Source organism: Promicromonospora sp. NPDC019610 (assembly GCF_044389365.1).
Classification (GTDB): Bacteria; Actinomycetota; Actinomycetes; order Actinomycetales; family Cellulomonadaceae; genus Promicromonospora.
Map to the genome: position 1 here is coordinate 1,369,450 of NZ_JBIRXX010000001.1, position 22,941 is coordinate 1,392,390.

Annotated in this window: 23 protein-coding genes; 12 read left to right on the forward strand and 11 right to left on the reverse strand. The window is 74.3% G+C overall.

Features of this window, described 5'->3' with window-relative positions; genetic code table 11:
* Positions 1-31: 31 nt before the first annotated feature.
* The gene (locus ACH45N_RS06045) at positions 32-541 is read right to left on the reverse strand and encodes an Lrp/AsnC family transcriptional regulator (protein ID WP_397392104.1); all 510 of its coding nucleotides are present in this window, start codon (positions 539-541) and stop codon (positions 32-34) included.
* A gap of 89 nt (positions 542-630) precedes the next feature.
* Between ACH45N_RS06045 and ACH45N_RS06050 the strand changes: the two genes are divergently transcribed.
* From ACH45N_RS06050 to ACH45N_RS06060, 3 genes are read left to right on the forward strand one after another with little or no spacing between them, the layout of a single operon-like run.
* Positions 631-1,725 carry a thiamine pyrophosphate-dependent enzyme gene (locus ACH45N_RS06050; RefSeq protein ID WP_397392106.1) on the forward strand — a complete coding sequence of 365 codons (1,095 nt, stop codon included), beginning with the start codon at positions 631-633 and terminating at the stop codon, positions 1,723-1,725.
* Positions 1,722-2,732: an alpha-ketoacid dehydrogenase subunit beta gene (locus tag ACH45N_RS06055; RefSeq protein WP_397392108.1), complete on the forward strand. Its 1,011-nt coding sequence runs from the start codon at positions 1,722-1,724 to the stop codon at positions 2,730-2,732. The genes ACH45N_RS06050 and ACH45N_RS06055 overlap by 4 nt, the downstream gene beginning before the upstream one ends.
* Entirely contained in the window at positions 2,729-4,105 is a 1,377-nt protein-coding gene (locus ACH45N_RS06060) for a dihydrolipoamide acetyltransferase family protein (RefSeq protein ID WP_397392110.1), read from the forward strand. The genes ACH45N_RS06055 and ACH45N_RS06060 overlap by 4 nt, the downstream gene beginning before the upstream one ends.
* Before the next feature lie 38 nt (positions 4,106-4,143).
* Here the strand turns inward: ACH45N_RS06060 and ACH45N_RS06065 are convergent, their stop codons facing one another.
* From ACH45N_RS06065 to paaA, 6 genes are read right to left on the reverse strand one after another with little or no spacing between them, the layout of a single operon-like run.
* Positions 4,144-4,914 carry an enoyl-CoA hydratase/isomerase family protein gene (locus ACH45N_RS06065; protein WP_397392112.1) on the reverse strand — a complete coding sequence of 257 codons (771 nt, stop codon included), beginning with the start codon at positions 4,912-4,914 and terminating at the stop codon, positions 4,144-4,146.
* Entirely contained in the window at positions 4,911-6,044 is a 1,134-nt protein-coding gene (gene paaE / locus ACH45N_RS06070; protein ID WP_397392114.1) for a 1,2-phenylacetyl-CoA epoxidase subunit PaaE, read from the reverse strand. The genes ACH45N_RS06065 and paaE overlap by 4 nt, the downstream gene beginning before the upstream one ends.
* Positions 6,044-6,571: a 1,2-phenylacetyl-CoA epoxidase subunit PaaD gene (paaD, locus tag ACH45N_RS06075; RefSeq protein WP_397392116.1), complete on the reverse strand. Its 528-nt coding sequence runs from the start codon at positions 6,569-6,571 to the stop codon at positions 6,044-6,046. Before paaD ends, paaE begins: the two co-directional genes overlap by 1 nt.
* Positions 6,571-7,398: a 1,2-phenylacetyl-CoA epoxidase subunit PaaC gene (paaC, locus tag ACH45N_RS06080; RefSeq protein ID WP_397392118.1), complete on the reverse strand. Its 828-nt coding sequence runs from the start codon at positions 7,396-7,398 to the stop codon at positions 6,571-6,573. Before paaC ends, paaD begins: the two co-directional genes overlap by 1 nt.
* Positions 7,399-7,448: 50 nt before the next feature.
* A complete protein-coding gene (paaB, locus tag ACH45N_RS06085) occupies positions 7,449-7,748 on the reverse strand; it encodes a 1,2-phenylacetyl-CoA epoxidase subunit PaaB (protein WP_285103358.1) in 300 nt (99 codons plus the stop codon).
* On the reverse strand, positions 7,745-8,734 hold the full coding sequence (gene paaA / locus ACH45N_RS06090; RefSeq protein ID WP_397392121.1) for a 1,2-phenylacetyl-CoA epoxidase subunit PaaA: 990 nt from the start codon (positions 8,732-8,734) through the stop codon (positions 7,745-7,747). Before paaA ends, paaB begins: the two co-directional genes overlap by 4 nt.
* Positions 8,735-8,836: 102 nt before the next feature.
* On the opposite strand from paaA, the gene ACH45N_RS06095 reads away from it, so the two are divergent.
* The 5 genes from ACH45N_RS06095 (at position 8,837) to ACH45N_RS06115 (ending at position 13,875) form a co-directional block, all read left to right on the forward strand.
* Positions 8,837-9,517 carry a TetR family transcriptional regulator gene (locus ACH45N_RS06095; RefSeq protein WP_397392123.1) on the forward strand — a complete coding sequence of 227 codons (681 nt, stop codon included), beginning with the start codon at positions 8,837-8,839 and terminating at the stop codon, positions 9,515-9,517.
* A gap of 109 nt (positions 9,518-9,626) precedes the next feature.
* Complete coding sequence (locus ACH45N_RS06100) at positions 9,627-10,367, forward strand: enoyl-CoA hydratase/isomerase family protein (RefSeq protein WP_397392125.1); 741 nt, start codon at positions 9,627-9,629, stop codon at positions 10,365-10,367.
* A complete protein-coding gene (locus ACH45N_RS06105) occupies positions 10,364-11,215 on the forward strand; it encodes a 3-hydroxyacyl-CoA dehydrogenase family protein (RefSeq protein ID WP_397392127.1) in 852 nt (283 codons plus the stop codon). Before ACH45N_RS06100 ends, ACH45N_RS06105 begins: the two co-directional genes overlap by 4 nt.
* Positions 11,216-11,252: 37 nt before the next feature.
* On the forward strand, positions 11,253-13,352 hold the full coding sequence (gene paaZ / locus ACH45N_RS06110; RefSeq protein WP_397392129.1) for a phenylacetic acid degradation bifunctional protein PaaZ: 2,100 nt from the start codon (positions 11,253-11,255) through the stop codon (positions 13,350-13,352).
* Between the two features lie 67 nt (positions 13,353-13,419).
* Positions 13,420-13,875 carry a YybH family protein gene (locus tag ACH45N_RS06115; protein ID WP_397392131.1) on the forward strand — a complete coding sequence of 152 codons (456 nt, stop codon included), beginning with the start codon at positions 13,420-13,422 and terminating at the stop codon, positions 13,873-13,875.
* Positions 13,876-13,894: 19 nt separating this feature from the next.
* Here the strand turns inward: ACH45N_RS06115 and ACH45N_RS06120 are convergent, their stop codons facing one another.
* The 4 genes from ACH45N_RS06120 to ACH45N_RS06135 all read right to left on the reverse strand — a co-directional run bounded on the left by ACH45N_RS06120 (position 13,895) and on the right by ACH45N_RS06135 (position 16,243).
* Positions 13,895-14,521: a hypothetical protein gene (locus ACH45N_RS06120; RefSeq protein ID WP_397392133.1), complete on the reverse strand. Its 627-nt coding sequence runs from the start codon at positions 14,519-14,521 to the stop codon at positions 13,895-13,897.
* Between the two features lie 115 nt (positions 14,522-14,636).
* Complete coding sequence (locus tag ACH45N_RS06125; protein ID WP_377229237.1) at positions 14,637-14,894, reverse strand: DUF6510 family protein; 258 nt, start codon at positions 14,892-14,894, stop codon at positions 14,637-14,639.
* Positions 14,895-15,653: an FAD-binding oxidoreductase gene (locus ACH45N_RS06130; protein WP_397392135.1), complete on the reverse strand. Its 759-nt coding sequence runs from the start codon at positions 15,651-15,653 to the stop codon at positions 14,895-14,897. It lies immediately after the preceding gene.
* Complete coding sequence (locus tag ACH45N_RS06135; protein WP_397392137.1) at positions 15,650-16,243, reverse strand: molybdopterin-dependent oxidoreductase; 594 nt, start codon at positions 16,241-16,243, stop codon at positions 15,650-15,652. Before ACH45N_RS06135 ends, ACH45N_RS06130 begins: the two co-directional genes overlap by 4 nt.
* Before the next feature lie 132 nt (positions 16,244-16,375).
* Between ACH45N_RS06135 and sigJ the strand changes: the two genes are divergently transcribed.
* The 4 genes from sigJ (at position 16,376) to ACH45N_RS06155 (ending at position 22,872) form a co-directional block, all read left to right on the forward strand.
* Positions 16,376-17,329 carry an RNA polymerase sigma factor SigJ gene (gene sigJ / locus ACH45N_RS06140; protein WP_397392139.1) on the forward strand — a complete coding sequence of 318 codons (954 nt, stop codon included), beginning with the start codon at positions 16,376-16,378 and terminating at the stop codon, positions 17,327-17,329.
* Positions 17,330-17,450: 121 nt separating this feature from the next.
* Entirely contained in the window at positions 17,451-18,659 is a 1,209-nt protein-coding gene (locus ACH45N_RS06145) for an NAD(P)/FAD-dependent oxidoreductase (RefSeq protein ID WP_397392141.1), read from the forward strand.
* Between the two features lie 86 nt (positions 18,660-18,745).
* Positions 18,746-19,816, forward strand: coding sequence for a LuxR C-terminal-related transcriptional regulator (locus ACH45N_RS06150; RefSeq protein WP_397392143.1), 1,071 nt, complete (start codon positions 18,746-18,748; stop codon positions 19,814-19,816).
* A gap of 146 nt (positions 19,817-19,962) precedes the next feature.
* Complete coding sequence (locus ACH45N_RS06155; protein ID WP_397392145.1) at positions 19,963-22,872, forward strand: M4 family metallopeptidase; 2,910 nt, start codon at positions 19,963-19,965, stop codon at positions 22,870-22,872.
* The last annotated feature ends 69 nt before the right edge of the window (positions 22,873-22,941 follow it).

Below are 22,941 nucleotides of genomic sequence, written 5' to 3' on the forward strand. Positions count from 1 at the left end.
ACAGTGTCCCCTCTCGCCGGGACCGGCCGCATCAGCTCGCCGGCGCCGCCGGTGCGGGGCCTGCGGGCACCGGCTCCTCGAAGACCAGCAGCGTGTGCGTGTTCACGATGCCGTTCATGCCCTGGATCTGGTCCAGGATCAGGTGCCGCAGGTCGGCGTTGTCGCGGGCGCGGACGAGCAGGACGAGGTCGAACTCCCCGCCGACCAGGCCGATGTGCTCGACGCCGCGCAGGGTGCGCAGCTCCTCGCGGACCGAGCGCCACTGCGCCTGGTCCAGGTTGACCGTCACGTAGGCCGACGTGCCCAGCCCGGCGAGCACCGGGTCGATCTCCGCGCGGTAGCCGCGGATCACCCCGGTGGCCTCCAGCCGCTGCACGCGCACGTACGCGTTGGCCCGCGAGATGTGCAGCTTCTCGGCGAGCGTCCGCATGGACATCCGGCCGTCCCGGCGTAGCTCGTCGATGATGCGCCCGTCGACGTCGTCGAGGCCCGCTGCCACTTGTCTCGCCACCACGCCCTCAGCCCCTTCTGTGCTGGACATTTGGATCGTGTGACCCGCGCATGACTGGACGGGTTCTCGGATCCTCGCCGTTGATGGAATCCGAATGGAACTTTGACCAGTATATCTACATGGCGATCGACGAAGATCTCATGCTGCCCTCGCGGGAGCCGGTCATGCTCCTCGACCCGGACGGCCGGCCCACGGCCGACGACCCGGCCGCGCTGCTCGCGGCCGACGACCTCCTCCGCGGCCTCGCGGGCATGGTCACCGCCCGCCGGTTCAACGAGCAGGCCTCGGTGCTCGTGCGGCAGGGGCGTCTCGCGGTCTACCCGTCGTCGTACGGGCAGGAGGCCTGCCAGGTCGCGGCCGCGCAGGTGCTCGCGGACGAGGACTGGCTCTTCCCGACCTACCGCGACACCGCCGCGGCCGTGGCCCGCGGCGTGGACCCCGTCGAGGTGCTCGGCCTGCTCAAGGGCGACTGGCACTCGGGGTACGACCCGTACGAGCGCCGCGTCGCACCCCTGGCCACCCCGCTCGCGACGCAGCTCCCGCACGCCGTCGGCGTCGCGCACGCGGCGCGGCTGCGCGGGGAGACCACCGTGGTGCTGGCCATGTGCGGCGACGGCGCCACGAGCGAGGGCGACTTCCACGAGGCGCTGAACTTCGCCGCCGTCTTCCGGGCACCCGTCGTCTTCCTCGTGCAGAACAACCAGTACGCGATCTCGGTGCCGCTGTCCCGGCAGACGGTCGCGCCGTCGCTGGCGCACAAGGGCGTGGGCTACGGCGTGCCGGGCGAGCAGGTGGACGGCAACGACCTCGCGGCGCTGCTGCACGTGCTGTCCGCGGCGGTCGGCCGCGCCCGGGCCGGGGAGGGACCCCAGCTCGTCGAGGGGCGCACCTACCGCATGCAGGCCCACACGAACGCCGACGACGCGACCCGCTACCGCAGCGACGACGAGGTCGCCGGCTGGGCGGCCAAGGATCCGATCCGCCGCCTGGAGGCCTACCTGCGCGGGGCGGGGCTGCTCGACGACGCGCGCGCCACCGCGGACGCCGAGGCCGCCGAGCGGCTCGCCCGGCACACCCGGGACGGTCTCAACGTCGATGTCGTGCCCGACCCCGAGGACCTGTTCCGCTTCGTCTACTCCCGGCCGACGCCGCAGCTCGTGGAGCAGCTCGCCCTGGTGCAGGACGAGATCAGCCGAGAGGAGGCCCCGCGATGACCACCACCAGCCCCGCCGTGGAGCACGAGACGCTCAGCACGGCCCAGGCGATCAACCGGGCCCTGCGTGACGCCCTGGCCGAGGACCCCACGGTGCTCGTCCTGGGCGAGGACGTCGGCCCGCTCGGCGGCGTCTTCCGGGTCACCGACGGGCTCACCGCCGAGTTCGGCGAGGACCGGTGCTTCGACACGCCGCTCGCCGAGGCCGGCATCGCGGGCTTCGCCGTCGGCCTCGCGATGAACGGCATGCGGCCCGTGATCGAGATGCAGTTCGACGCCTTCGCGTACCCCGCCTTCGAGCAGGTGGTCAGCCACATCGCGAAGATGCGGAACCGGACGCGCGGCCGCGTCGAGCTGCCCCTGGTCATCCGGGTCCCGTACGCGGGCGGCGTGGGCGGCGTCGAGCACCACAGCGACTCGTCGGAGGCCTACTACGCGCACACGCCCGGGCTGCACGTCGTCGCGCCGTCGAACCCCGCGGACGCCTACTGGCTCCTGCGCGAGGCGATCGCCTCGCCCGACCCCGTGGTCTTCCTCGAACCGAAGAAGCTGTACTGGGCCAAGGGCGAGGTGTCCCTGGCGGACGGCGGCGGGCCGGGCATCGGCACGGCCGTCGTGCGCCGTCCGGGCACCGACGCCACGCTGATCGCCTACGGTCCGTCCGTGCCGGTCGCGCTGGAGGCCGCCGAGGCGGCCGCGCGCGACGGGCGCAGCCTCCAGGTGGTCGACGTGCGGTCGATCGTCCCGTTCGACGACGCCGGGGTGTGCGCGGCCGTGGAGTCGACCGGACGCGCCGTCGTGATCGCCGAGGCAGCCGGGTTCGCCAGCGTGGCCGGCGAGATCGCGGCGCGGGTGAGCGAGCGGTGCTTCCACTCGCTCGCGGCCCCGGTGCGGCGCGTCACGGGCTTCGACATCCCGTACCCGCCGCCGAAGCTCGAGCACCTCCAGCTCCCGTCCGTCGACCGGATCCTCGACGCCGTCGACGACCTCCAGTGGGAGGACGCATGACCAGCACCACGACCGAGCAGACCTTTCTCCTGCCCGACCTCGGTGAGGGCCTCACCGAGGCCGAGGTGGTGCAGTGGCTGGTCGCGCCCGGCGACGTCGTGACCATGGACCAGCCGGTGGTGGAGGTCGAGACCGCCAAGTCCGTGGTCGAGGTGCCGTGCCCGTACGCCGGCCGGGTGGGCGTGCTGCACGCGGCCGAGGGGGAGCGTGTCGAGGTGGGCCGGCCGCTCATCACGATCGCGGCCGACGGCGCCGGCCCCGCACCGGACCCGCAGCCCGCGCCTGACCCCCGGCCCGATCCCGCCGAGGCCTACCGCACCGAGGAGCAGGCCGGGTCGGGCAACGTGCTGATCGGGTACGGCACGTCCGCGCACCCCGGCACGGGACGGCGGCGCCGGCCGCGCGGGGTCCGGCCGCCGGCGCTCGCGGTGCCGTCCGCGGTCACCGCGCCGTCCGCCGACGACGGCGTCGCGACGCCCGAGCCCCCGCACGACAGCCGGCCCGTCCGCGTGATCTCCCCGATCGTCCGGCGGCTGGCGCGTGAGGCGGGCCTCGACCTGGCCGCGATCCCGCCCACGGGTGCCGGCGGAACCGTCACCCGGTCGGACGTGCGCGCCGCCGTCGAGCGGGCACGCGCCGCCGCGCCCCCGGCGGCCCTCCCGGGTGAGGCCCCCGTCGCCCCCGGCGAGCACCGCATCCCGCTCACCGGCTTCCGGCGGTCGGCGTCCCGGGTGCTCTCGCGCAGCCGCGCGGAGATCCCGGAGGCGACCGTCTGGGTCGACGTCGACGCCACCGCGCTCTGGGAGCTGCGCGAGGCCACCCGCACCCCCGACGACCCCGGGCCCGGGCTGCTGGCGCACGTCGCCCGGTTCGTCGTCGCGGGGCTGAAGGCCTACCCGGTGCTCAACGCGCGGTTCGACGCCGCGCGCGACGAGATCGTCGTGTGCGACACGGTCAACCTCGGCGTCGCCGTCCAGGGCGAGGCCGGGCTGGTCGCCCCGGCCGTGCTCGGCGCGGACGCGATGACCACCAGCGAGCTCGACGGCGCGCTCCGCGACCTCACCGCGCGCGCCCGGACCGGGAAGGCCACGCCCGAGGAGCTCACCGCCGGCACGTTCACGCTGAACAACTACGGCAGCCTCGGGGTCGACGGCAGCGCCGCGATCATCAACCACCCGCAGGTCGCCATCCTGGGCCTCGGCCGAATCATCGACCGGCCCTGGGTGGTCGACGGCCAGATCGTGCCGCGCAAGATCACCCAGATGTCCTTCGTCTTCGACCACCGGGTCTGCGACGGCGTCACGGCGGCGGCCTTCATGCGGCAGGTCGCGGACGCGATGGAGAACCCGCTCCCGGCGATCGTCCGCCTGTGACGCCGTGCTGAACGTGCGTCAGTCCGACGGCGGCGGCCTCAGTGGCCCGTGAACTTGGGGCGCCGCTTCTCCTGGAAGGCCGCGAAGCCCTCCCGGTAGTCGTCGGTCTGGCTGAGGTCGCCCTGCGCCTCGCTCTCGTGGGCCACGGCCGCCCAGAACGCGATCCGCTCGTCGCGCAGCTCGGTGACCAGGCGCTTCGAGGCCAGGAAGGCGCTCGTCGCCCCGGACGCGACCTTCTCGACGCGGGCGCGGGTGAAGGAGAGCAGCTCCGCCCCCGGGACGGCCCGCGAGAACAGCCCCGCGGCGACCGCCTCGGCCCCGCTCATGAGCTCACCCGTGTAGACCAGGTCGAGCGCGCGGTGCGCGCCCAGCCGTTCGACGAAGAGTGCGTGCCCGCCCGAGTCGAGCGTCGCCCCGAGGTTCGCGAACGGCGAGCCGACCTTCGCGTCGTCCGCGACGTAGACGACGTCGGTGGCGATCAGCAGGCCCAGCCCCACGCCGAGGCACGCGCCGTGCGCCGCGGCGAACGTCGGCGCCGGGAACGCGGACATGCGCCACAGCAGCGGGGTCACGCGGCCGCGGAGGTAGCCCAGCGCGTCGTCCGTGGCCGGGTCGACCCCCGAGATGTCCCGGCCGGCGCAGAAGGCCCGGCCCTCGCCGCGCAGGAGCAGCGCCCGCACGCCAGCGGCCTCGGCCTGCCGGTAGGCGTCGTCCAGCTCGGCGAGTCCCGTCTCGTCCAGGGCGTTCAGCCGACCGGGCGCGTCGAGCACCACCTCGGCGACGTCGTCCTCGATCGTGAGCGTGATCATGAGTCGTAGTCCACGAAGATCTCCTCGCTGGTGGGGATCGCCTGGCAGGTCAGGACGTAGCCACGCGCCAGCTCCTCGGGCTCCAGCGCGTAGTTCTCCGCCATCTCCACGGTGCCGGAGACCAGTCTTGCCCGGCACGTGCCGCACACGCCACCGGCGCAGGCGAACGGCACGTCGCCGCGCACCCGCAGGGCGGCGTTCAGCACGCTCTCGCGCGCACCGGCCGGGCTGGTCACGGTCGACGTCGCGGCGTCGAGCCGGAACGAGATCGAGTGCGACTCCCCGTCCGGGACGTCGGACGCCGGCGGAACCCCGCGCGGCGCCGTCGGACGCTCGGGCCGGCCGGTGGTGAACAGCTCGTGCCGTACCCGCTCCGGCGGCACGCCCAGCTCCGCCAGCACGGCCCGGCAGGTCTGCACCATCTCGAACGGCCCGCACAGGAACCACTCGTCCACGTCGTCCGGCCCGATCAGGGCGGTCACGATGCGGCGCAGCCGGTCGGCGTCGAGCCGGCCCGAGAGCAGCTCGGCGCCCCGGCGCTCGCGGGTCAGCACGTGGTGCAGGGCCAGGCGGGCGGGGTAGCGGTCCTTGAGGTCGGCGAGCTCGTCCACGAACATCGTGTCCGTGGTGGTCCGGTTGGAGTAGACCAGGTCGAACGTGCTGTCCGCCGCCGAGCCGAGCGTGTGCTCCACGAGCGACATCATCGGCGTGATGCCGCTGCCCGCCGCGACCCCGACCACGCGGCCGCCCTGGCCGGGCGGACGGTGCGACACGAACAGCCCCTCGGGGCTCATCACGTCGAGCGTCATCCCCGGGGCGAGGTGGTCGATGGCCCAGGGCGAGAACAGCCCGCCCATGTCGCGCTTGATGCCCACCTTGAGCGAGCCGGGCACGGGCGCCTGGCAGATCGAGTAGGTGCGGCGCACCTCCTCGCCGTCGACCTGCGCGCGCAGCGCGACGTACTGGCCGGGCGCGTAGGAGTAGGCGTCGGCGAGGTCGTCCGGCACGTCGAACGTCACCTCGACGGCGTCCGCCGTCAGCGGGCGCACCGCCGCGACCGTGAGCGGGTGGAACCGGGCGCGACGCCGGGCGCCGGGCGCGGCCGGGACGCCCGCGTCGGCGACCGGCATCAGTGCTCCTTGAAGTGGTCGAAGGGCTCCCGGCAGCGCTGGCAGACGTACAGCGCCTTGCACGACGTCGAGCCGAACCGGGCGAGCTCGCGCGTGTGCAGCGAGCCGCACCGGGGGCACCGCACGCCCAGCCCCAGCGCGACGACGCCGCCGGCCCGGCGGCCGGGCGGGGCGATCCCGTGCTCCACGAGCTTGCGGCGGCCCGCGTCGCTCATCCAGTCGGTCGTCCACGCGGGGGAGAGCACCACGGCCACACGTGCCCGCGGGTGGCCGTGCTCGCGAAGCACGGCCACGATGTCGTCGCGGATCGCGTCGACGGCGGGGCAGCCCGAGTAGGTGGGCGTGATGTCCACGACGGGCGACCCGTCCACGAACCGCACGCCCCGCAGCACGCCGAGGTCCTCGATGGTCAGGACCGGCACCTCGGGGTCGGTGACGGTTGCCGCGACGTCCCACACGGCGCGCTCCGGCCCGGTTGCCGGGCGGGGCCGGGCGACCTGCTCGACGGCACCCTCGACGGCGCTCATCACCACACCGCTCCCGGGTGCCGCCGGGCCAGCACCTGCATCTCGGCGAGCAGCGGGCCCAGCGCCTCGGAGTGCACCCCGGTCCGGCCGCCGCCGCGGACGGCCGCGACCGTCGGGACCGGCAGCTCCGCCCGTTCGAGCACCGGCAGCAGCAGCGCGTCGAACGGCTCGCGCAGCCCGGCGGGCGGCACCGCGGCGTCCGGGACGGCGTCGGCGGCGGGGTCGTCGGCGAACAGCTCGTCCACGAACGGCCAGATCTCCTCCAGCCCCGCCGTCATCCGCCGCCGCGACTCGTCGGTGCCGAGCGCCAGGCGCACGGTCCAGAGCGTGGCGTGGTCCAGGTGGTAGTCCACCTCCTTGACCGCCTTGGCGGCGATGGCCGCCAGCGTGGGGTCCGTGCTGCCGGCCAGGGCGCGGTAGAGCACGGTGAAGTAGGCCGACACGATCAGCTGCCGGGCGATCGTGCACGCGAAGTCGCCGTTGGGCCGCTCGAAGATCTGCCGGCACCGGAAGTCCGCCTCGTCCCGGAAGTACGCGAGGTCGTCCTCGCTCTGGTCCCAGGCGGACCCCGCGTAGGTCAGCAGGCCTCGCGCGTGACCCAGGGTGTCGAGCGCGATGTTGCCGAGCGCGACGTCCTCCTCCAGCTCGGGCGCCGCCGCGATCCACGAGCCCAGCCGCTGCGCCAGGACCAGGGCGTCGTCGCCCAGGCCGAGCGCGTACCGCGCGACGTCGTCGGTGGCACGGGCGGGGCTGTCCTGCGTCGCGACCCGGGCGGCGATCGCCTCGGGCGTGAGCACCGCGGACGGGGACTGGTGCTGGTTCTGCATGGGCTCTCCATCGAGCGTCGGGCCGTCCGGCCGGTGGCCGGCGGTACGGGTCAGAGGTGCGGCACGGCCTGCGACGCCGTGTAGTACGTCGCGTGCCGGAAGTCCTTGCCGCGCGGGGACTCGAACCACGCGTCCTTCGCGTCCGGGTCCGACGCCGTGATCGCGGCGGCGGGCACGACCCAGATCGAGACCCCCTCGCTGCGGCGGGTGTAGAGGTCGCGGGCGTTGCGCACCGCCAGCTCGGCGTCCGGCGCGTGCAGCGAGCCGGCGTGCACGTGCGAGAGGCCGCGCGCCGAGCGCACGAACACCTCCCACAGCGGCCAGGTCTCCCGGCGCGGTTCCTCGGTCATGACGCCATCCGTTCGTTCGTCGCGGTGCGCTCGGCGTACGCCCGGGCGGCCTCCCGCACCCACGCGCCCTCGGCGTGCGCAGCGCGGCGCTTGGCGAGGCGCAGCGCGTTCGCCTGCCCGTTCCCCTGCAGCACGGCGTGGAACTCGGCCCAGTCGAGCTCGCCGAAGTCGTGGTGGCCGCGCTCCTCGTTCCAGCGCAGGTCGGGGTCGGGCAGGGTGACGCCGAGGATCTCGGCCTGGGGCACGATCATGTCCACGAACCGCTGGCGCAGCTCGTCGTTCGAGAAGCGCTTGATCTTCCAGGCCATACTCTGCCGCGAGTTGGGCGACTCCGCGTCGGGCGGGCCGAACATCATCAGGGCCGGCGCGTACCAGCGGTTCACCGACTCCTGCGCCATGGCCCGCTGCTCCTCGGTGCCGTCCATCAGCGCCAGCAGGATCTCGAAACCCTGCCTCTGGTGGAACGACTCCTCCTTGCAGATGCGCACCATCGCGCGCCCGTACGGGCCGTAGGACGCGCGGCACAGCGGCACCTGGTTCGCGATGGCGGCGCCGTCCACGAGCCAGCCGATCGAGCCCATGTCGGCCCACGAGGGCGCGAGGTAGTTGAAGATCGAGGAGTACTTGGCCTTGCCGGAGTGCAGCGCGTCGAGCATCTCGTCCCGGGTGGTGCCCAGCGTCTCGGCGGCCGAGTACAGGTAGAGCCCGTGCCCGGCCTCGTCCTGCACCTTGGCCATGAGGATCGCCTTGCGCTTGAGGCTCGGGGCGCGCGTGATCCAGTTGCCCTCCGGCTGCATGCCGATGATCTCGGAGTGCGCGTGCTGCGACATCTGCCGCACCAGTGCCTTCCGGTACGCCGCCGGCATCCAGTCCGTGGGCTCGATCCGCTGGTCGGCGGCGATGAGGGCGTCGAACGCCGCGAGCCGCGCGTCCTCCCGGGGGTCGGCCTCCGGGGAAGCGGTCGTGGCCGGGTCGTGTGCAGGCATTACCGTCTCCCGTGCTGGAGCCCTACTTACCGATCGTTCAGTCAGGCTAGCACCGGGGTGGGGGCGGCGGCAACGCCCTCGCGTTCGGTTAGGTTGGCTCGCATGGATGAATCGGCCGCCGCTCCCGCACCCGCTCGACGGGGCGGCAACGGGCGTGCGGGGCGCGTGGCGTACGACCTGGACGCGGTGCTGGCCGTCGCCGTCCAGGCGTTCAACGAGCGCGGGTACGACGCGACGTCGATGGGCGAGCTGGCGGAGCGCCTCGGGACCAGCAAGTCCGCGATCTACTACCACGTCAGCGGCAAGCAGGAGCTGCTGCGGCTGGCGCTGGAGCGGGCGCTCGGCAACCTCGAGGCACTGCTCCAGGAACCGGGCGAGAAGCCGGGCGAGGGGCAGGGCGGGCAGCCCGGCACCGCCGCGCCGACCGCGCTCGACCGGCTCGAGCGCGTGCTCCGCGGCGCCGTGCGCGTGCTCGTGGCGGAGCTGCCGTTCGTCACGCTGCTGCTGCGCCTGCGCGGCAACACCGACGTCGAGCGCGAGGCGCTCGCGCGCCGCCGCGAGTTCGACCACGCCGTGGCCCGCCTGGTCGAGGAGGCGGTCGCGGACGGCGCCCTCCGGTCCGACGTCGACGCCCGCACCGCCACGCGCCTGCTCTTCGGCATGGTCAACTCGCTGGTCGAGTGGTACCGCCCCGGCGGCGGGCTCACGGCCGACCATCTCGCCGACGCCGTCGTCGCCATGGCGTTCGAGGGGCTCCGCGCGCAGCCCGGCCCGCGCCGCTGACGAGGTGCGCTCTTGAACCCGGAGGTCCCGCATGCCATGCTGCACAGAACGAACGGTCAGTAAGTAGCGCGACGACGCTACGCCGGTGCGACCCCCAGGTGATGAGGCCATGGCAGCAGCGTTGCGGCGCGTCGACGACCGCGCGGACCGCCTCCACGTCCGGCTCGACCGGCCCGAGGTGCGCAACGCGATCGACCGGGCAATGGTCGGCGAGCTGCACGAGGTCTGCGCCGAGCTGGAGGCCCGGCCGCGCGTCCTCGTCCTGTCCGGCTCCGAGCGGGTCTTCGCCTCCGGCGCCGACATCGCCGAGCTGCGCGAGCGCGGGCGCGACGACGCGCTGGCCGGGATCAACTCCCGGCTGTTCGAGCGGATCGCCCGCCTCCCGATGCCGGTGATCGCCGCCGTCGACGGCTGGGCCCTCGGAGGCGGGGCGGAGCTCGCCTACGCGGCCGACTTCCGGCTGGCCGGCGAGAACGCCCGGTTCGGCCAGCCCGAGGTCGGGCTCGGCATCATGGCCGCCGCGGGTGCGTCCTGGCGGCTCAAGGAGCTCGTCGGCGAGACGCTCGCGCTGGAGATCCTGCTCGCCGGCCGCGTGCTCGACGCCCGCGAGGCCCTGGCGGCGGGGCTGGTGAGCGCGGTCCACGCGTCGTCCGACCTGGTGGCCGCCGCCGACACGCTGGCGGACCGGATCGCCGAGCAGGACCCGATCGCGGTCCGGTACACCAAGCAGGTCTTCCGGGCCCCGCGCGCGGCGCACCCGGACGTCGACGACCTGGCCCAGTCCGTGCTGTTCGAGTCGCCCGCCAAGCGCGAGCGGATGACCGCGTTCCTCGAACGGAGGAAGCGATGACGCTGCCACGGGACGTCGGCGTGGTGGGCGGCGGCCGGATGGGCGTCGGGATCGCCCACGCCTTCCTGCTGGCGGGGTCCCACGTCGTGGTCGTCGAGCGCGACCGGGAGTCGGCGGCCCGGGCGCTGGCGGGGCTGGAGCGCGCGGTGACCGCCAGCGTGGAGCGCGGGAGCACCCCGCGCACCGCCGCCGAGCTGACGGGGCGGGCACGCGTGACCACGGACGTGGCGGACGTCGGCCCTGCGGGCCTCGTCGTCGAGGCGGTACCCGAGGACCTCGGCGCGAAGGTCGAGGTGCTGGCCCGCGTCGAGCAGGTGCTGTCGCCGGCCGCCTGGCTGGCCAGCAACACGTCGTCGCTCTCCATCGACACGCTCGCCGGGCACCTGGAGCGCCCCGAACGGTTCGTGGGGCTCCACTTCTTCAACCCCGTGCCCGCGTCGGCGCTCGTGGAGATCGTGCGCGGCCGGGCGACGGTGCCGGCGCTCGTCGAGGAGGCCGGCGCCTGGGTCACCGCGCTCGGCAAGGCCTCGATCGTCGTGTCCGACACCCCGGGCTTCGCGAGCTCCCGCCTGGGCGTGGTGATCGCGCTGGAGGCGATCCGCATGGTCGAGGAGGGTGTCGCCTCGCCCGCCGACATCGACACCGCGATGGTGCGCGGCTACCGGTTCCCGGTCGGGCCGCTGCGCCTGACCGACCTGGTGGGCCTCGACGTGCGGCTCGGCATCGCCGAGCACCTGGAGCGCGAGCTGGGGGAGCGGTTCGCCGTCCCGCGCCTGCTGCGGGCGATGGTCGAGGCGGGCCGGCTGGGGCGTAAGACCGGCGAGGGGTTCTTCACGTGGGACGAGTGACCTGCACGGACGTCGGAACAGCCGAAAGGAAGACGCCATGACCGCGACGGAGACCCCGGTGCGCACCCTCGACAGCTACGTCCTCGGGGCCTGGCAGCGCCCGCCGTCGGACGCGGAGGCCCAGGTCGTGCGGGACGCCTCGACCGGTGAGCCGGTCGCGGCGGTCTCGGGCAGCCCGGTCGACCTGCGGGCCGTCGCCGAGTACGGCCGGACCGTGGGCCAGGCCGCGCTCGGCGCGCTCACGTTTCACCAGCGTGCCCTGCTGCTCAAGCGGCTCGCCCAGCACCTCACCGGCGTCAAGGAGGACCTCTACGAGGTGAGCCTGCGCACCGGCGGCACCCGGCGCGACGCCCTGGTGGACATCGACGGCGGCATCGGCGTGCTGTTCACCTACGGGTCGAAGGGGCGCCGGGAGCTGCCCAACGCGCAGCTCCTGGTGGACGGGCCGCCGGAGAACCTGTCCCGCGACGGGTCGTTCGGCGGCCAGCACGTCCGCGTGCGGCGGCAGGGCGTCGCCTTCCAGGTCAACGCCTTCAACTTCCCGGTGTGGGGCATGCTGGAGAAGTTCGCGCCCGCCTTCCTCGCGGGCGTGCCGACGGTCGTCAAGCCGGCCTCGGCCACCGCCTACCTCGCCGAGGCCGCGGTGCGCGCGATCGTCGACTCCGGCCTCCTGCCCGACGGCGCGCTGCAGCTCGTCAGCGGACCGGCCCGCGGGTTCCTCGACGTGCTCGACGTGCGCGACGCCGTGAGCTTCACCGGCTCCGCGTCCACGGCGCGGGTGCTCGCGGTCGACGACGCCGTGATCCGCCGCGGCGTGGTGCTCACCGCGGAGACGGACTCGCTCAACGCGGCGGTGCTCGGCTCGGACGTGGAGCCCGGGAGCCCGGAGTTCGCAGCGTTCGTCGCCTCCGTGGTCACCGAGATGACCGTCAAGGCCGGGCAGAAGTGCACGGCGATCCGGCGGGTGATCGTCCCGGCCGACCGCGAGGACGCCGTGATCGAGGCCGTCCGCGACCGGATCGCGCAGCGCGTCGTGGTCGGCGACCCGCGGGCCGACGGCGTCACGATGGGCGCCCTGGCGAGCGTGGGACAGAAGGAGGAGGTGCTGCGCAGCGTCCGGGAGCTCGTCGCCGGCGGCGGGCAGATCGTCGTCGGCGACCTCGCGGAGCCCGAGGTGGTGCACGCCGACGGCCGCCGCGGACCCGCGCCCGACGGCGCGTTCGTCGCGCCCCTCCTGCTGCGGTTCGCCGACCCCGCGGCACCCGCGGTGCACGACGTAGAGGCCTTCGGCCCGGTCGCCTCCGTGATCGGCTACCGCGACCTGGACGACGCCGTCCGCCTGGCCAACCTCGGCGGCGGGTCGCTGGTGGCCACCGTCGCGTCCGCCGACCCTGCCGTGGTGCGGCACCTCGTCACCGGGATCGCGCCGATGCACGGGCGCGTGCTCGTGCTCGACCGGGACGACGCGCGCTCGTCGACGGGCCACGGCTCCCCGGTGCCGCACCTCGTCCACGGCGGGCCGGGCCGCGCGGGCGGCGGCGAGGAGCTCGGCGGCGTCCGCGCCGTGGAGCACTACATGCAGCGCACCGCGGTGCAGGGCACGCCCGCGGCGCTGACCGCCCTGACCGAGCGGTGGCGGGCGGGGGCGCCGTCGCGCACCGACGCCGGCCACCCCTTCCGCAGGTCGTTGGCCGACCTCCGGGTCGGCGACGCCGTCGAGTCCGCGCCGCGCGAGGTGACCCTCGACGACATCACGCACTTCGCGGACTTCACCGGCGACACCTTCTACGCCCACACGGACGAGGAGGCCGCGGCGGCCAACCCGTTCTTCCCCGGGCGTGTGGCGCACGGGTACCTGCTCGTGTCGTTCGCGGCCGGGCTGTTCGTCGACCCCGCGCCGGGGCCGGTGCTCGCGAACTACGGCCTGGAGAACCTGCGCTTCCTGACGCCGGTCTCGCCCGGGGACACGATCCGGGTGCGGCTGACGGCCGCCCAGATCACGCCCCGCGAGGACGAGGACTACGGCGAGGTGCGCTGGGACGCCGTGCTCACCAACCAGCGCGACGAGCAGGTGGCCACGTACGACGTGCTCACCCTGGTCGCCAAGGAGGACCGGGCCGCCGCGGCCGGGCACTGACGGTCACGTCCCGAGCCTCCCGTCCGTCATACCCGTGAGGAACCACCGGACGGAAGGGACGGACACGATGACCACACGGACAGCGACGACCACAGGACAGGACGACGAGGCACGGGTCAGGCGGGTGCTCGACGGGATCGTCGACGCGCTGCGCGCCAAGGACCTCGACGCGCTGCGACGGCTCTACACGGACGACGTCGTGTCGTTCGACGTCGAGCCGCCGCTGCAGCACGTGGGCGTGGACGCCAAGCTGGCGAACTGGGCGCGCGTCTTCGCGGTGTTCGAGAAGGTCGGCTACGAGCTGCGCGACCTGACGCTCGCCGTGGACGGGACCGTCGCGTTCGGGCACGGCTTCGGGCGGCTCAGCGGCACGCTCGCGGACGGGTCCGTGACGGGCGGCATGTGGGTGCGGGCCACGTTCTGCCTCCGCAGGGTGGGCGGCACCTGGCTGATCGCGCACGACCAGGTCTCGGTGCCGCTCGACCTGCGCAGCGGCCGGGGGCTGACCGACCTGACGCACTGACCGGCCGGAACCCTGGACCTCAGGCCATCTCGGGGACGTGGAGGTGCGCGAACGCGATCTCCATCTCCTCGAGGTTGTCGACCGTCGCGCCCAGCTCGCTGACCACGCGCTCGCGGATGCGGGCCGTGGCCTCGCGGGCGGCCACGACGGCCCCCATGCTGTCGAAGGCGGTCGTGCCGACGGCGCGCCCGGCCTCGCGGTCGACCATGAGGCTGCCGCTGCAGAAGCCGTCCATCTCCTGGAGCTGCGGCAGGATGACCATGCGGTAGAGGTCGATACAGCGGTCGACCATGTCCTGGCCGCCGCTCAGCCAGGTGAGGCGGGCGCAGGCGCCGTCGGGCGTGGCGTGGTCGCGGTGGACGACGGCGGCCTCCCACTCGTGGACGTCGCCCCCGCCGGTGCTCCCCAGCGCCTCCACGGCGCGCTCGCGCAGCGGCCGGACGTCGTCGGCGCTCCTCACCATCGCGTCGTGCGACTGCCACGCCGTCGTGGCGATGCACCGCCCGGACTCGTGGTTGACCAGCATCGACATCCCGACACAGCCGTCCATGGCTGTCACTGCCGGGAAGACCTCCTCACGGACGACCCGTAGCCCGTCGTCGATCCCGGCGGGATCTCCCTGGACCTCGGTTGTGCGTACGAACATGACGGACTCTCCCTGTGCTCGGGGCAGCGTCCGGACGGCGCTGCCGTCCGTTCCACACTCCGCCGCCGCGTGGCCGAGGTCAAGGTCCGCGCGTCTGAATTCGACCGGGTACGGCTCAGCGCCGGAGCTCGACGGCGCTCAGGCCGGCGAGGCTGAGGATCACGCGGTCGCCGGTGTCCACGACCGTCGCGAGCACCTGGTCGCACCCGGCGCACCGGGCCACCAGGCCGGGGGCGTCGGTGTAGACCATGGCCTCCGCGAGCGCGGCCATGTGCCCGCAGCCGCCGCAGCGGCCGCGCGCGGCCGTCACGTCGGTCGTGAAGACCTCGGAGAGCGCGCCCGCGAGCACGTTGCCGTCGAGGTGGTGTGTCATCTAAAGGCCTCCGAAGCGCTCGGTGTGGATGTCCGTCGCGGAGTGGCCCAGCTCCTGCAGCCAGCGGGCCACGGTCTCGACGAAGCCCGTCGAGCCGCAGACGTAGACGTGCGGGTGGTCCGCGGCCGGGACCGTCCGGGCGGCGAGGGCCTCCCGCGTGAGCCGCCCGACGGCGTCGGGCCAGCCGGCCGGCGCCGCACGCGTGTAGACGAGGTCCAGCTCGAAGGCCGGTCCGGCCAGGCCCGCGAGCTCGTCCGCGAAGTGCACGTCCGCCGGGGTGCGCACGGAGTACAGCAGCCGGAACGGCGCGGGGTCGGCGGCCGCGCCGTGCGCCGCGGCCATCGCGTACAGCGGCACGACGCCGGAGCCGCCCGCGACGAGCTGGACCGGGCGGTCGCCCGAGCCGGGCCGCCAGACGAAGAACGCGCCCAGCGGGCCGTGCAGCTCGAGCTGGTCACCGGGCTGGAGCTCGCGCACCAGGAAGGGCGAGACCTCGCCGTCCGGCAGCTCGTCGACCGCCAGGACCACCTGCCCCGCGGGCGTCGACGCGGCGATCGAGTACGACCGGCTCGCCTGGTAGCCGTCGGGGGCGGTCAGGCGCACGTCCAGGTGCGCGCCGGCCTCGCTGCCCGGCCAGGTCGGCACGTCCAGCACGAGGCGGGCGGCCGTCGGCGTCTCGCGGCGCGTCTCGACCACGGTCGCGACGTGCCACGCGGGGCGCGGCCGGGACCGGCCCAGGGTCACGGATGGCGCGCTCACCAGTAGCGCTCCTCCTTCCACGGGTCGCCGTAGAGGTGGTAGCCGTACTGCTCCCAGAAGCCCGGGTCGTTGTCCGGCATCATCGTCAGGCCCCGCACCCACTTGGCGCTCTTCCAGAAGTACAGGTGCGGCACGAGCAGCCGGGCCGGTCCGCCGTGCTCCGGGTCGAGCGGCCCGCCGTCGGCCTCCGTGGCGATCCAGGCCTTGCCGTCGAGCAGGTCCTCCAGCGGCACGTTCGTGGTGTAGCCGCCGTAGGAGTGCGCCATGACGTACTCGTGCTCGGACTCCACGTTCTCGAAGATCTTGTCGAGGCTCACCCCGCGCCAGCCCATGTCGAGCCGGGACCAGTGGGTGACGCAGTGGATGTCCACGGTGACGTCCTCGACGCCGAGCGCGAGGAGCTCGTCCCAGCTCCACCGGTGGTCGGTACCGGTCTCGTCCTGGACGGTGAGCTCCCAGTCCGCGGTGTCGACGTGCGGCGTGGGCCCGGCGCTGAGCACGGGCCAGTCCTGGACCAGTGTCTGGCCCGGCGGGAGCCGCGTGTCGGGCTCACGGCGGCGGCCGGAGAATCCACGGGTGACGAAGGACATGCTGGGTCTCCTCCCGGCGATCGTGCCAGGCCGGGCACGGTTCGATGGTGGGAACAGCGTAGGGCCCGGGCCGGCCGGCGGCGCGCGAACCGGGCCGTTCCAGCGGGTGAGTTCGGGCAGTAGGGTCGCGGCATGACGACCGAGTCGCCGGGCCAGGACGAGCTGGAGCTCTTCGAGAACTTCCGGGGCCGGCTGGAGGCCATCGCCTACCGGCTGCTCGGGTCGGCGGCGGAGGCCGAGGACGCCGCGCAGGAGACGTTCCTGCGCTGGGAGGCGGCCGACCGCTCGCAGATCCGCGTGCCGGAGGCCTGGCTGACGCGGGTGCTGACCAACCTGTGCCTCACGCAGCTCACGTCGGCGCGGGCCCGGCGGGAGCTCTACGTGGGGGAGTGGCTGCCGGAGCCGCTGCTCGGCGGCGACCCGATGCTCGGCCCGGCGGACACGGCGGAGCAGCGCGACACGGTGTCCACGGCGATGCTCGTGCTGATGGAGCGACTCACGCCCACCGAGCGGGCCGTCTACGTGCTGCGCGAGGCGTTCGCGTTCTCGCACGCGGAGATCGCCGAGATGCTCGACCTCACCGAGGTGGGGAGCCAGCAGGTGCTGCACCGGGCCAGGCAGCACCTCGCGGGGGAGCGGACCCGCGCGGCGGTCGACCTGGCGGTCGCCCGGCCGGTCGTGGAGGAGTTCCTGGCGGCCGCGACGAGCGGGCAGCTCGAACCGCTGGTCAAGCTGCTGACGGCCGACGTCGTCGGCGTGGGCGACGGTGGCGGCAAGGTCGCGGCGCGCGCGACGGCGGTGCTCGGGGCCACGGCCGTGGCCAAGTTCCTGCGCGGCCTGTTCCGCCCGGCCGAGGCCAAGCGCGCGATGCTGGGCGGCAGCCCCGACGTCTACGCGTGGACGGCGAACGGCCTCCCGGCGCTGGTGGTCGTGGTCGGCGACCGGCTGGTGGGCGTGATGACGCTGGAGGCGACCGCCGACGGGATCACCGCCGTGCTCAGCCAGGTCAACCCCGACAAGCTCGGCCGGGCCGGCCGGCAGTGGGCGGCCACGGAGCACGGGGAGCCGCTGATCCGGGGCTGGTGAGGCGGGGCCGGTGAGGCCGGGCCCCCTGTGAGCGGCGTCACAGGGGCGGGGTGTCAGGGATGGTCGTGCCGTCCGGTTCAGGAGGCACACACCGTCCCACCGACACGAGCTGAGGGATCCCATGAAGCACCGCATCGTCATTCTCGGGGCCGGGTACGCCGGAGCCTCCGCCGCCGGCCGGCTGGCCCGTCGGCTGCACCCCGACGACGTCGAGCTCACCCTGGTCAACGCCGAGCCGGACTTCGTCGAGCGGGTGCGCCTGCACCAGGTGGCCACGGGCCAGGACCTGCGCCCCCGGCCGCTGCGCGACCTGCTCGCCGGCACGGGCGTGCGCCTGCGCGTGGCCCGCGTGACCGCCGTCGACGTCGACCGCCGGACCGTCTCCCTGACCGGGGCGGACGGCGCGGAGCAGCTCGCCTACGACACGCTCGTCTACGCCCTGGGCAGCGCGCTCGCCGACCACGGCGTGCCGGGCGTCGCCGAGCACGCCCACGAGCTGGCGAGCCGGCCCGGCGCGCTCCGCCTGCGCGAGCGGCTGGCAGGCCTCGCCCCCGGCGGCCGCGTGGTCGTGGTCGGCGGTGGGCTGACCGGCATCGAGGCCGTCACCGAGATCGCCGAGGCCCGCGCCGACCTCGACGTGGCCCTCGCCGTCCGCGGCGGCCTGGGCGACTGGCTCTCGGCGGCCGGGCAGCGCCACCTGCGCGCCGTCCTCGACCGGCTCGGCGTCACGGTCCACGAGCACGCCGACGTCACCGGCGTGGACGCCACCGCCGTCGAGACCCACGACGCGACCATCCCGGCGGACGTCGCCGTGTGGGCCACCGGGTTCGGCGTGCACCCGATCGCCGCCGCGACGAGCCTGCGGGTCGGCGCGGACGGGCGGATCGTGGTCGACGGGACCATGCGCTCCGTCTCGCACCCCGACGTCTACGCCGCGGGCGACGCCGCGCTGGCGCACGGACCCGTCGACAACGTGCTGCGCATGTCGTGCGCGTCCGGCATCCCGATGGCCTGGCAGGCCGCCGACTCGATCGCGGCTCGTCTGACCGGGGGCAGGCTCCCGCACACGCCGCTCGGGTACGTCCACCAGTGCGTCAGCCTGGGCCGGCGCGACGCCGTCATCCAGCTCGTCACGGCCGACGACCAGGCCAAGGACGCCGCCCCCGGCGGCCGCCTCGCCGCCCGGTACAAGGAGCTGGTCTGCGCCGGAGCGGCCTGGATGGTGGCCCACCCGGTCCCGTACCCGGTCCGCCGGCGCCGCGTCACGACGCCGTCCGGTGCGGATCGCGAGCGGGTGAATGTTGCCGAGCCGCCCGCCGTGAAGGGCTAAGGTCTCGGAAAAAACGAGCGGGCGGGTCCGCCCGCCGCCGAGGCAAGGGTGACTTGGCGCGATCACCTGTGCCAAGGAGGCAAGCCATGATCTCGGACGACGTGCGCCGGTCGCTGGACGTCGCCACGCCCCCCACGGTCCGCGTGCTCGACCATCTCGTGGGGCGCGACGCCGTACCGGAGGCGGGGATCGCCGCGGCGGTGGGTCTCGCCGCCGCGGACGTCCGCGCCGCGCTGACCACGCTCGAGGCGGACGGGCTGGTCGTGCGGGTGTCGCCGGGACCGGGCCGGTCCCGGCGCTGGTCGGCGCTGCCGCCCCGCTCGGTGCTCACCACGCTGCTCGCCCGGCGCCGCCTGGAGATCGCCGTCTGGGAGCTGCACGCCGACCACCTCGAGAAGACCTACCAGGAGGCCACCGGCCAGGCCGGCGACACGGCGCTCGTGGACGTCGTGGTCGGGGCGGAACAGGTCGGCGCGCTGTACTGGCACCTCATGGAGACCGCCACGCACGAGGTGCTGCACCTCGCCCGGCCGCCCTACCTCCAGCCCACCCCCGAGCTGCTCGACGAGGTGGACCGGCCCACGATGAGCCCCACGGTGGAGCTGCGCAGCGTGTACGAGAGCGCGACGTTCATCGACCCCGTCTCGCTCGAGACCGCGCTCGGCGGGCAGGCGACCGGCGCAGGCCTGCGCCTGTCGCCGCAGGTCCCGCTCAAGCTCGTCGTCGTGGACCAGAAGATCGCCATGCTGCCCGCCTCCGGCGACGACGCCGGCAGCGCCTCGCTCGTGGTGCACGCCCCCGCTCTGGTCGGCGCGCTGACCGACCTCTTCGAGCGGGTGTGGGACGCGGCGATGCCGCAGTCCATGTGGGCCGGGCCGGACGGCGCGCCGCCCGACGGAGAGGCGGACCCCGGGACGAACCCGGCCGCCACCTGGTCACCGCTGCCGCGGGTACGGCTGGAGCAGCGCACGCGGTCCATCCTCGACCTCATGGCCGGCGGGCTCACCGACGAGGCGATCGCGCGCACGCTCGACATCAGTCGGCGCACGGTCCAGGCCGAGGTCACGGCGCTCGCGGAGAAGCTGGGCGCGCGCACGCGGTTCCAGATCGGGCTGTTCGCCGCCGAGCAGGGCCTGCTCGCCCGGACGCGCGCGTAGCGGTCTCCGGGCTGCTCATCTGCGCAGGTGCGCAATCTTCTCCTTGTCCGGTATGTCGTCGGTCAGCACAGTTGTCTCGTCCGACGGGCGCGAGGGTGCGACCGGTACCAGATCAGTCCGGCCCGAGAGGGCCGTAGGAGAAGCCCATGCGTATCCAGAGACCCAACCGTGCGGTCGCCGTGCTGGCGGCGGCCGCCCTGCTCGGGGCCGCGGTCCCCGCCGCCCACGCGGCACCCGCCACGGCACCCGCCGCGGTGCCGGGCACCACGGCGACCGCCCCCGCGCCGGACACCGAGACCCCCGGCCTCGTCGACGGGCTCGACGAGCCCGTCGACGCCGCCCTCGCCCCGGCGGCCGCCGCGCGGACCCACCTCGAGGGCCACCGGTCCCGCTACGGGATCGCCGACCCCGACGCCACGCTGGTCACCGCCGACGTGCAGCGCGAGGGCACCCGCGAGACCGTCCGGCTGGACCAGCGGTACAAGAAGCTGCCGGTGCTCGGCGGCCAGTACGTGGTCCGCATGGAGAAGCAGGGCGGCGAGCGCACGGTCACGGGCACCTCGGGCTCGTACTTCACCGAGCTCGACGTCGACACGACGGCGCAGACCCTGCCCGCGGCCACGGCCGTCGAGCGGGCCGTCGAGGGGATCCGCAAGAGCCTGACCGGCGGCGCGGCCGTCGTCGCGGGCGGGGTGCGGCCGGGCACGGCGCCGTCGGCGGCGACGCCGGACCTCACCGGCACGGACCAGGGCCTCGCGGTCGTCCCGTCGGGCACCGGCCTCCTGGCCCGGCACGTGCTGGTGCGCGGTACCGCGCCGGTCACGGGCGAGCCCGTGCTCACCGACGTGTACGTCGACGCGGCCTCCGGCGCCGTGCTGCTCAGCTCCAGCCGCCTGCGCACACTGGCCGCCCCGCAGCAGGTGGCGGCCCTGCGGGCCGACCAGGAGGCGGCCGCCGCGGCCACGACCGACGGCACCGAGCCGCCGCCGTCCGGCAACGGCGTGACGCCGGTGACCGGCACGGGGACCAAGGCCGACGGCACCACCGTCGACGTCGGGCTGCAGCGGGTGGACGCCACGGGCACCTACCTGACGATGGACGTGTCGCACACGCTGGCCGACGGCCGGACCGTGCCCATCACCACCTGGGACGCGACGCACAACGACTACTACGACACCGCGGGCCAGTGGCCCGAGGGCATCACGCCCTTCGGATCGCCGTCGAGCACCCTGGGCACCGACCTGACCGACCTCGGCGCGGTCGACGCGCACTGGGCGGCGGCCCAGGTGTTCGAGTACTACAAGGTGGAGCACGGGCGCGACAGCCTGGATGACGCCGGCATGGCGCTCGACTCCTTCGTCGGTATCACCTACGGGGGCGGCCCGTTCGTGAACGCGTTCTGGGACGGCACCAAGATGGTCTACGGGACCGGCGACGCGGAGTACAAGTCGCTCGCCGCCGACCTCGACGTCGTCGGCCACGAGATGACGCACGGCGTGGTGGAGCACACCGCGGGCTTCCTCTACAGCGGGCAGCAGGGCGCGCTGAACGAGGCGATCGCCGACTACTTCGGCAACGCGATCGACGTCGACGTGTCCGGGATCCCGATGAGCGACCCGGAGGCGAGCCTCCTGGGCGGCGACCTGTGCCGCACCACGGCCCCGGTCGACTGCGCCCTGCGGGACCTCGACGACGGCATGACGACGGCGGACTTCAACCACCTCATCGACACGGACGCGCGCTTCGACTACGGCGGCGTGCACCTGAACTCGACCATCGTCTCCGGCGCGCTGTGGGACGTCCGCGAGGCGCTGGGCGGCGAGCTGGCCGACAAGATCGTCTACCGGGCGCTGACCGAGTACCTCACGCCGCTGTCCGACTTCGTGGACGCCCGCGACGCCGTGATCGCCTCCGCGCGGTCCTACGGCCTGAAGGGCAAGCAGCTCAAGGTCGTCGAGCGGGCGTTCGACTCGCGCGGCGTCACCGAGGCCTGGGAGAAGAACCTGCCGGGCAAGGGCACGTCGCTGCTCCTCGACCGGCTCGACACCGGGCTGTACACCGACATGCAGCCGTCGACCGGCGGCGACTGGTGGGCCGTGGCGCGCTCCAGCGCCGACGGCACGGAGCCGACGTCGATCTGGGTGGGCCGGACCGACGGCCGGGGCGAGCCCCGGCGGGTCTCCGCGGCCGACGGGCGGGTCAACAGCTTCGCGCAGACCGACGGCAAGCGGGTGGTGTGGCTGTCCATGGCGGCCGACTACTCGGACTACCGGATCATGTCCGCGCCGCTGACCGGCGGGTACCCGAAGGTGCTGCACCGGACGGCGAACCGCGTGACGGGGCTGGGCATGGACGCCGGCGTCACCTCGTGGTCGGAGACGAACGCCGACACCTGGATGGACGAGGTCCGCTACCTGACGGGCAGCTCCACACGGGTGCACACGCTGGAGCACGACTGGTTCGGCCCCGCGACCGCGCCGGTCGTGCAGGCGGGCCGGATCGGGTACGTGCGGTACGAGGTGTTCGAGCACGAGGACGGGAGCTGGGACTGGGCGCTCGGCGTCGAGGTGTTCGACACCCGCACCGGCCGGACCGTCGTGGCCGGCCTGGACAACGGAGCCGAGAGCGTCAGCTACCCCTCGCTCACCACGAAGGGTGCCTACTGGGTGACCGACCGCGACCCCGGGTACACCGAGCAGGGCGCCTGGCACAACTCGGTGCGGGCGTACTCGTTCGCCACGGGCCGCAGCCGGCTGCTCTTCGACGAGAACGGGTCCACGGCGAAGCGGGCCTGGGTGCTGACGGCGTCCGACACGACGCTGACGGTGACCGAGGACGCCTCGAAGGAGGCGTGGCAGTCCGCCACGATGCCGACGGACGCGCTCATGCCGCGCCTGAAGCAGTACACGCTGGACGGGGCCTACGTGGGCGACGCCTCGTGCAGCCCGGGGGCGCAGATGTTCGCCGAGGCGGGTGAGGGCCGCACCGTGGTCTTCAAGTCCACGGCGACGTCGGTGACCGGCCTCGCGGTCGCGTCGGGCGCGAAGCGCTGCTGACCTGAGGGGTGCCGACCGGCCCGGCGCGTGCCGGGCCGGTCGGTGCCCACGGCGTCGCCTCCACGCGGT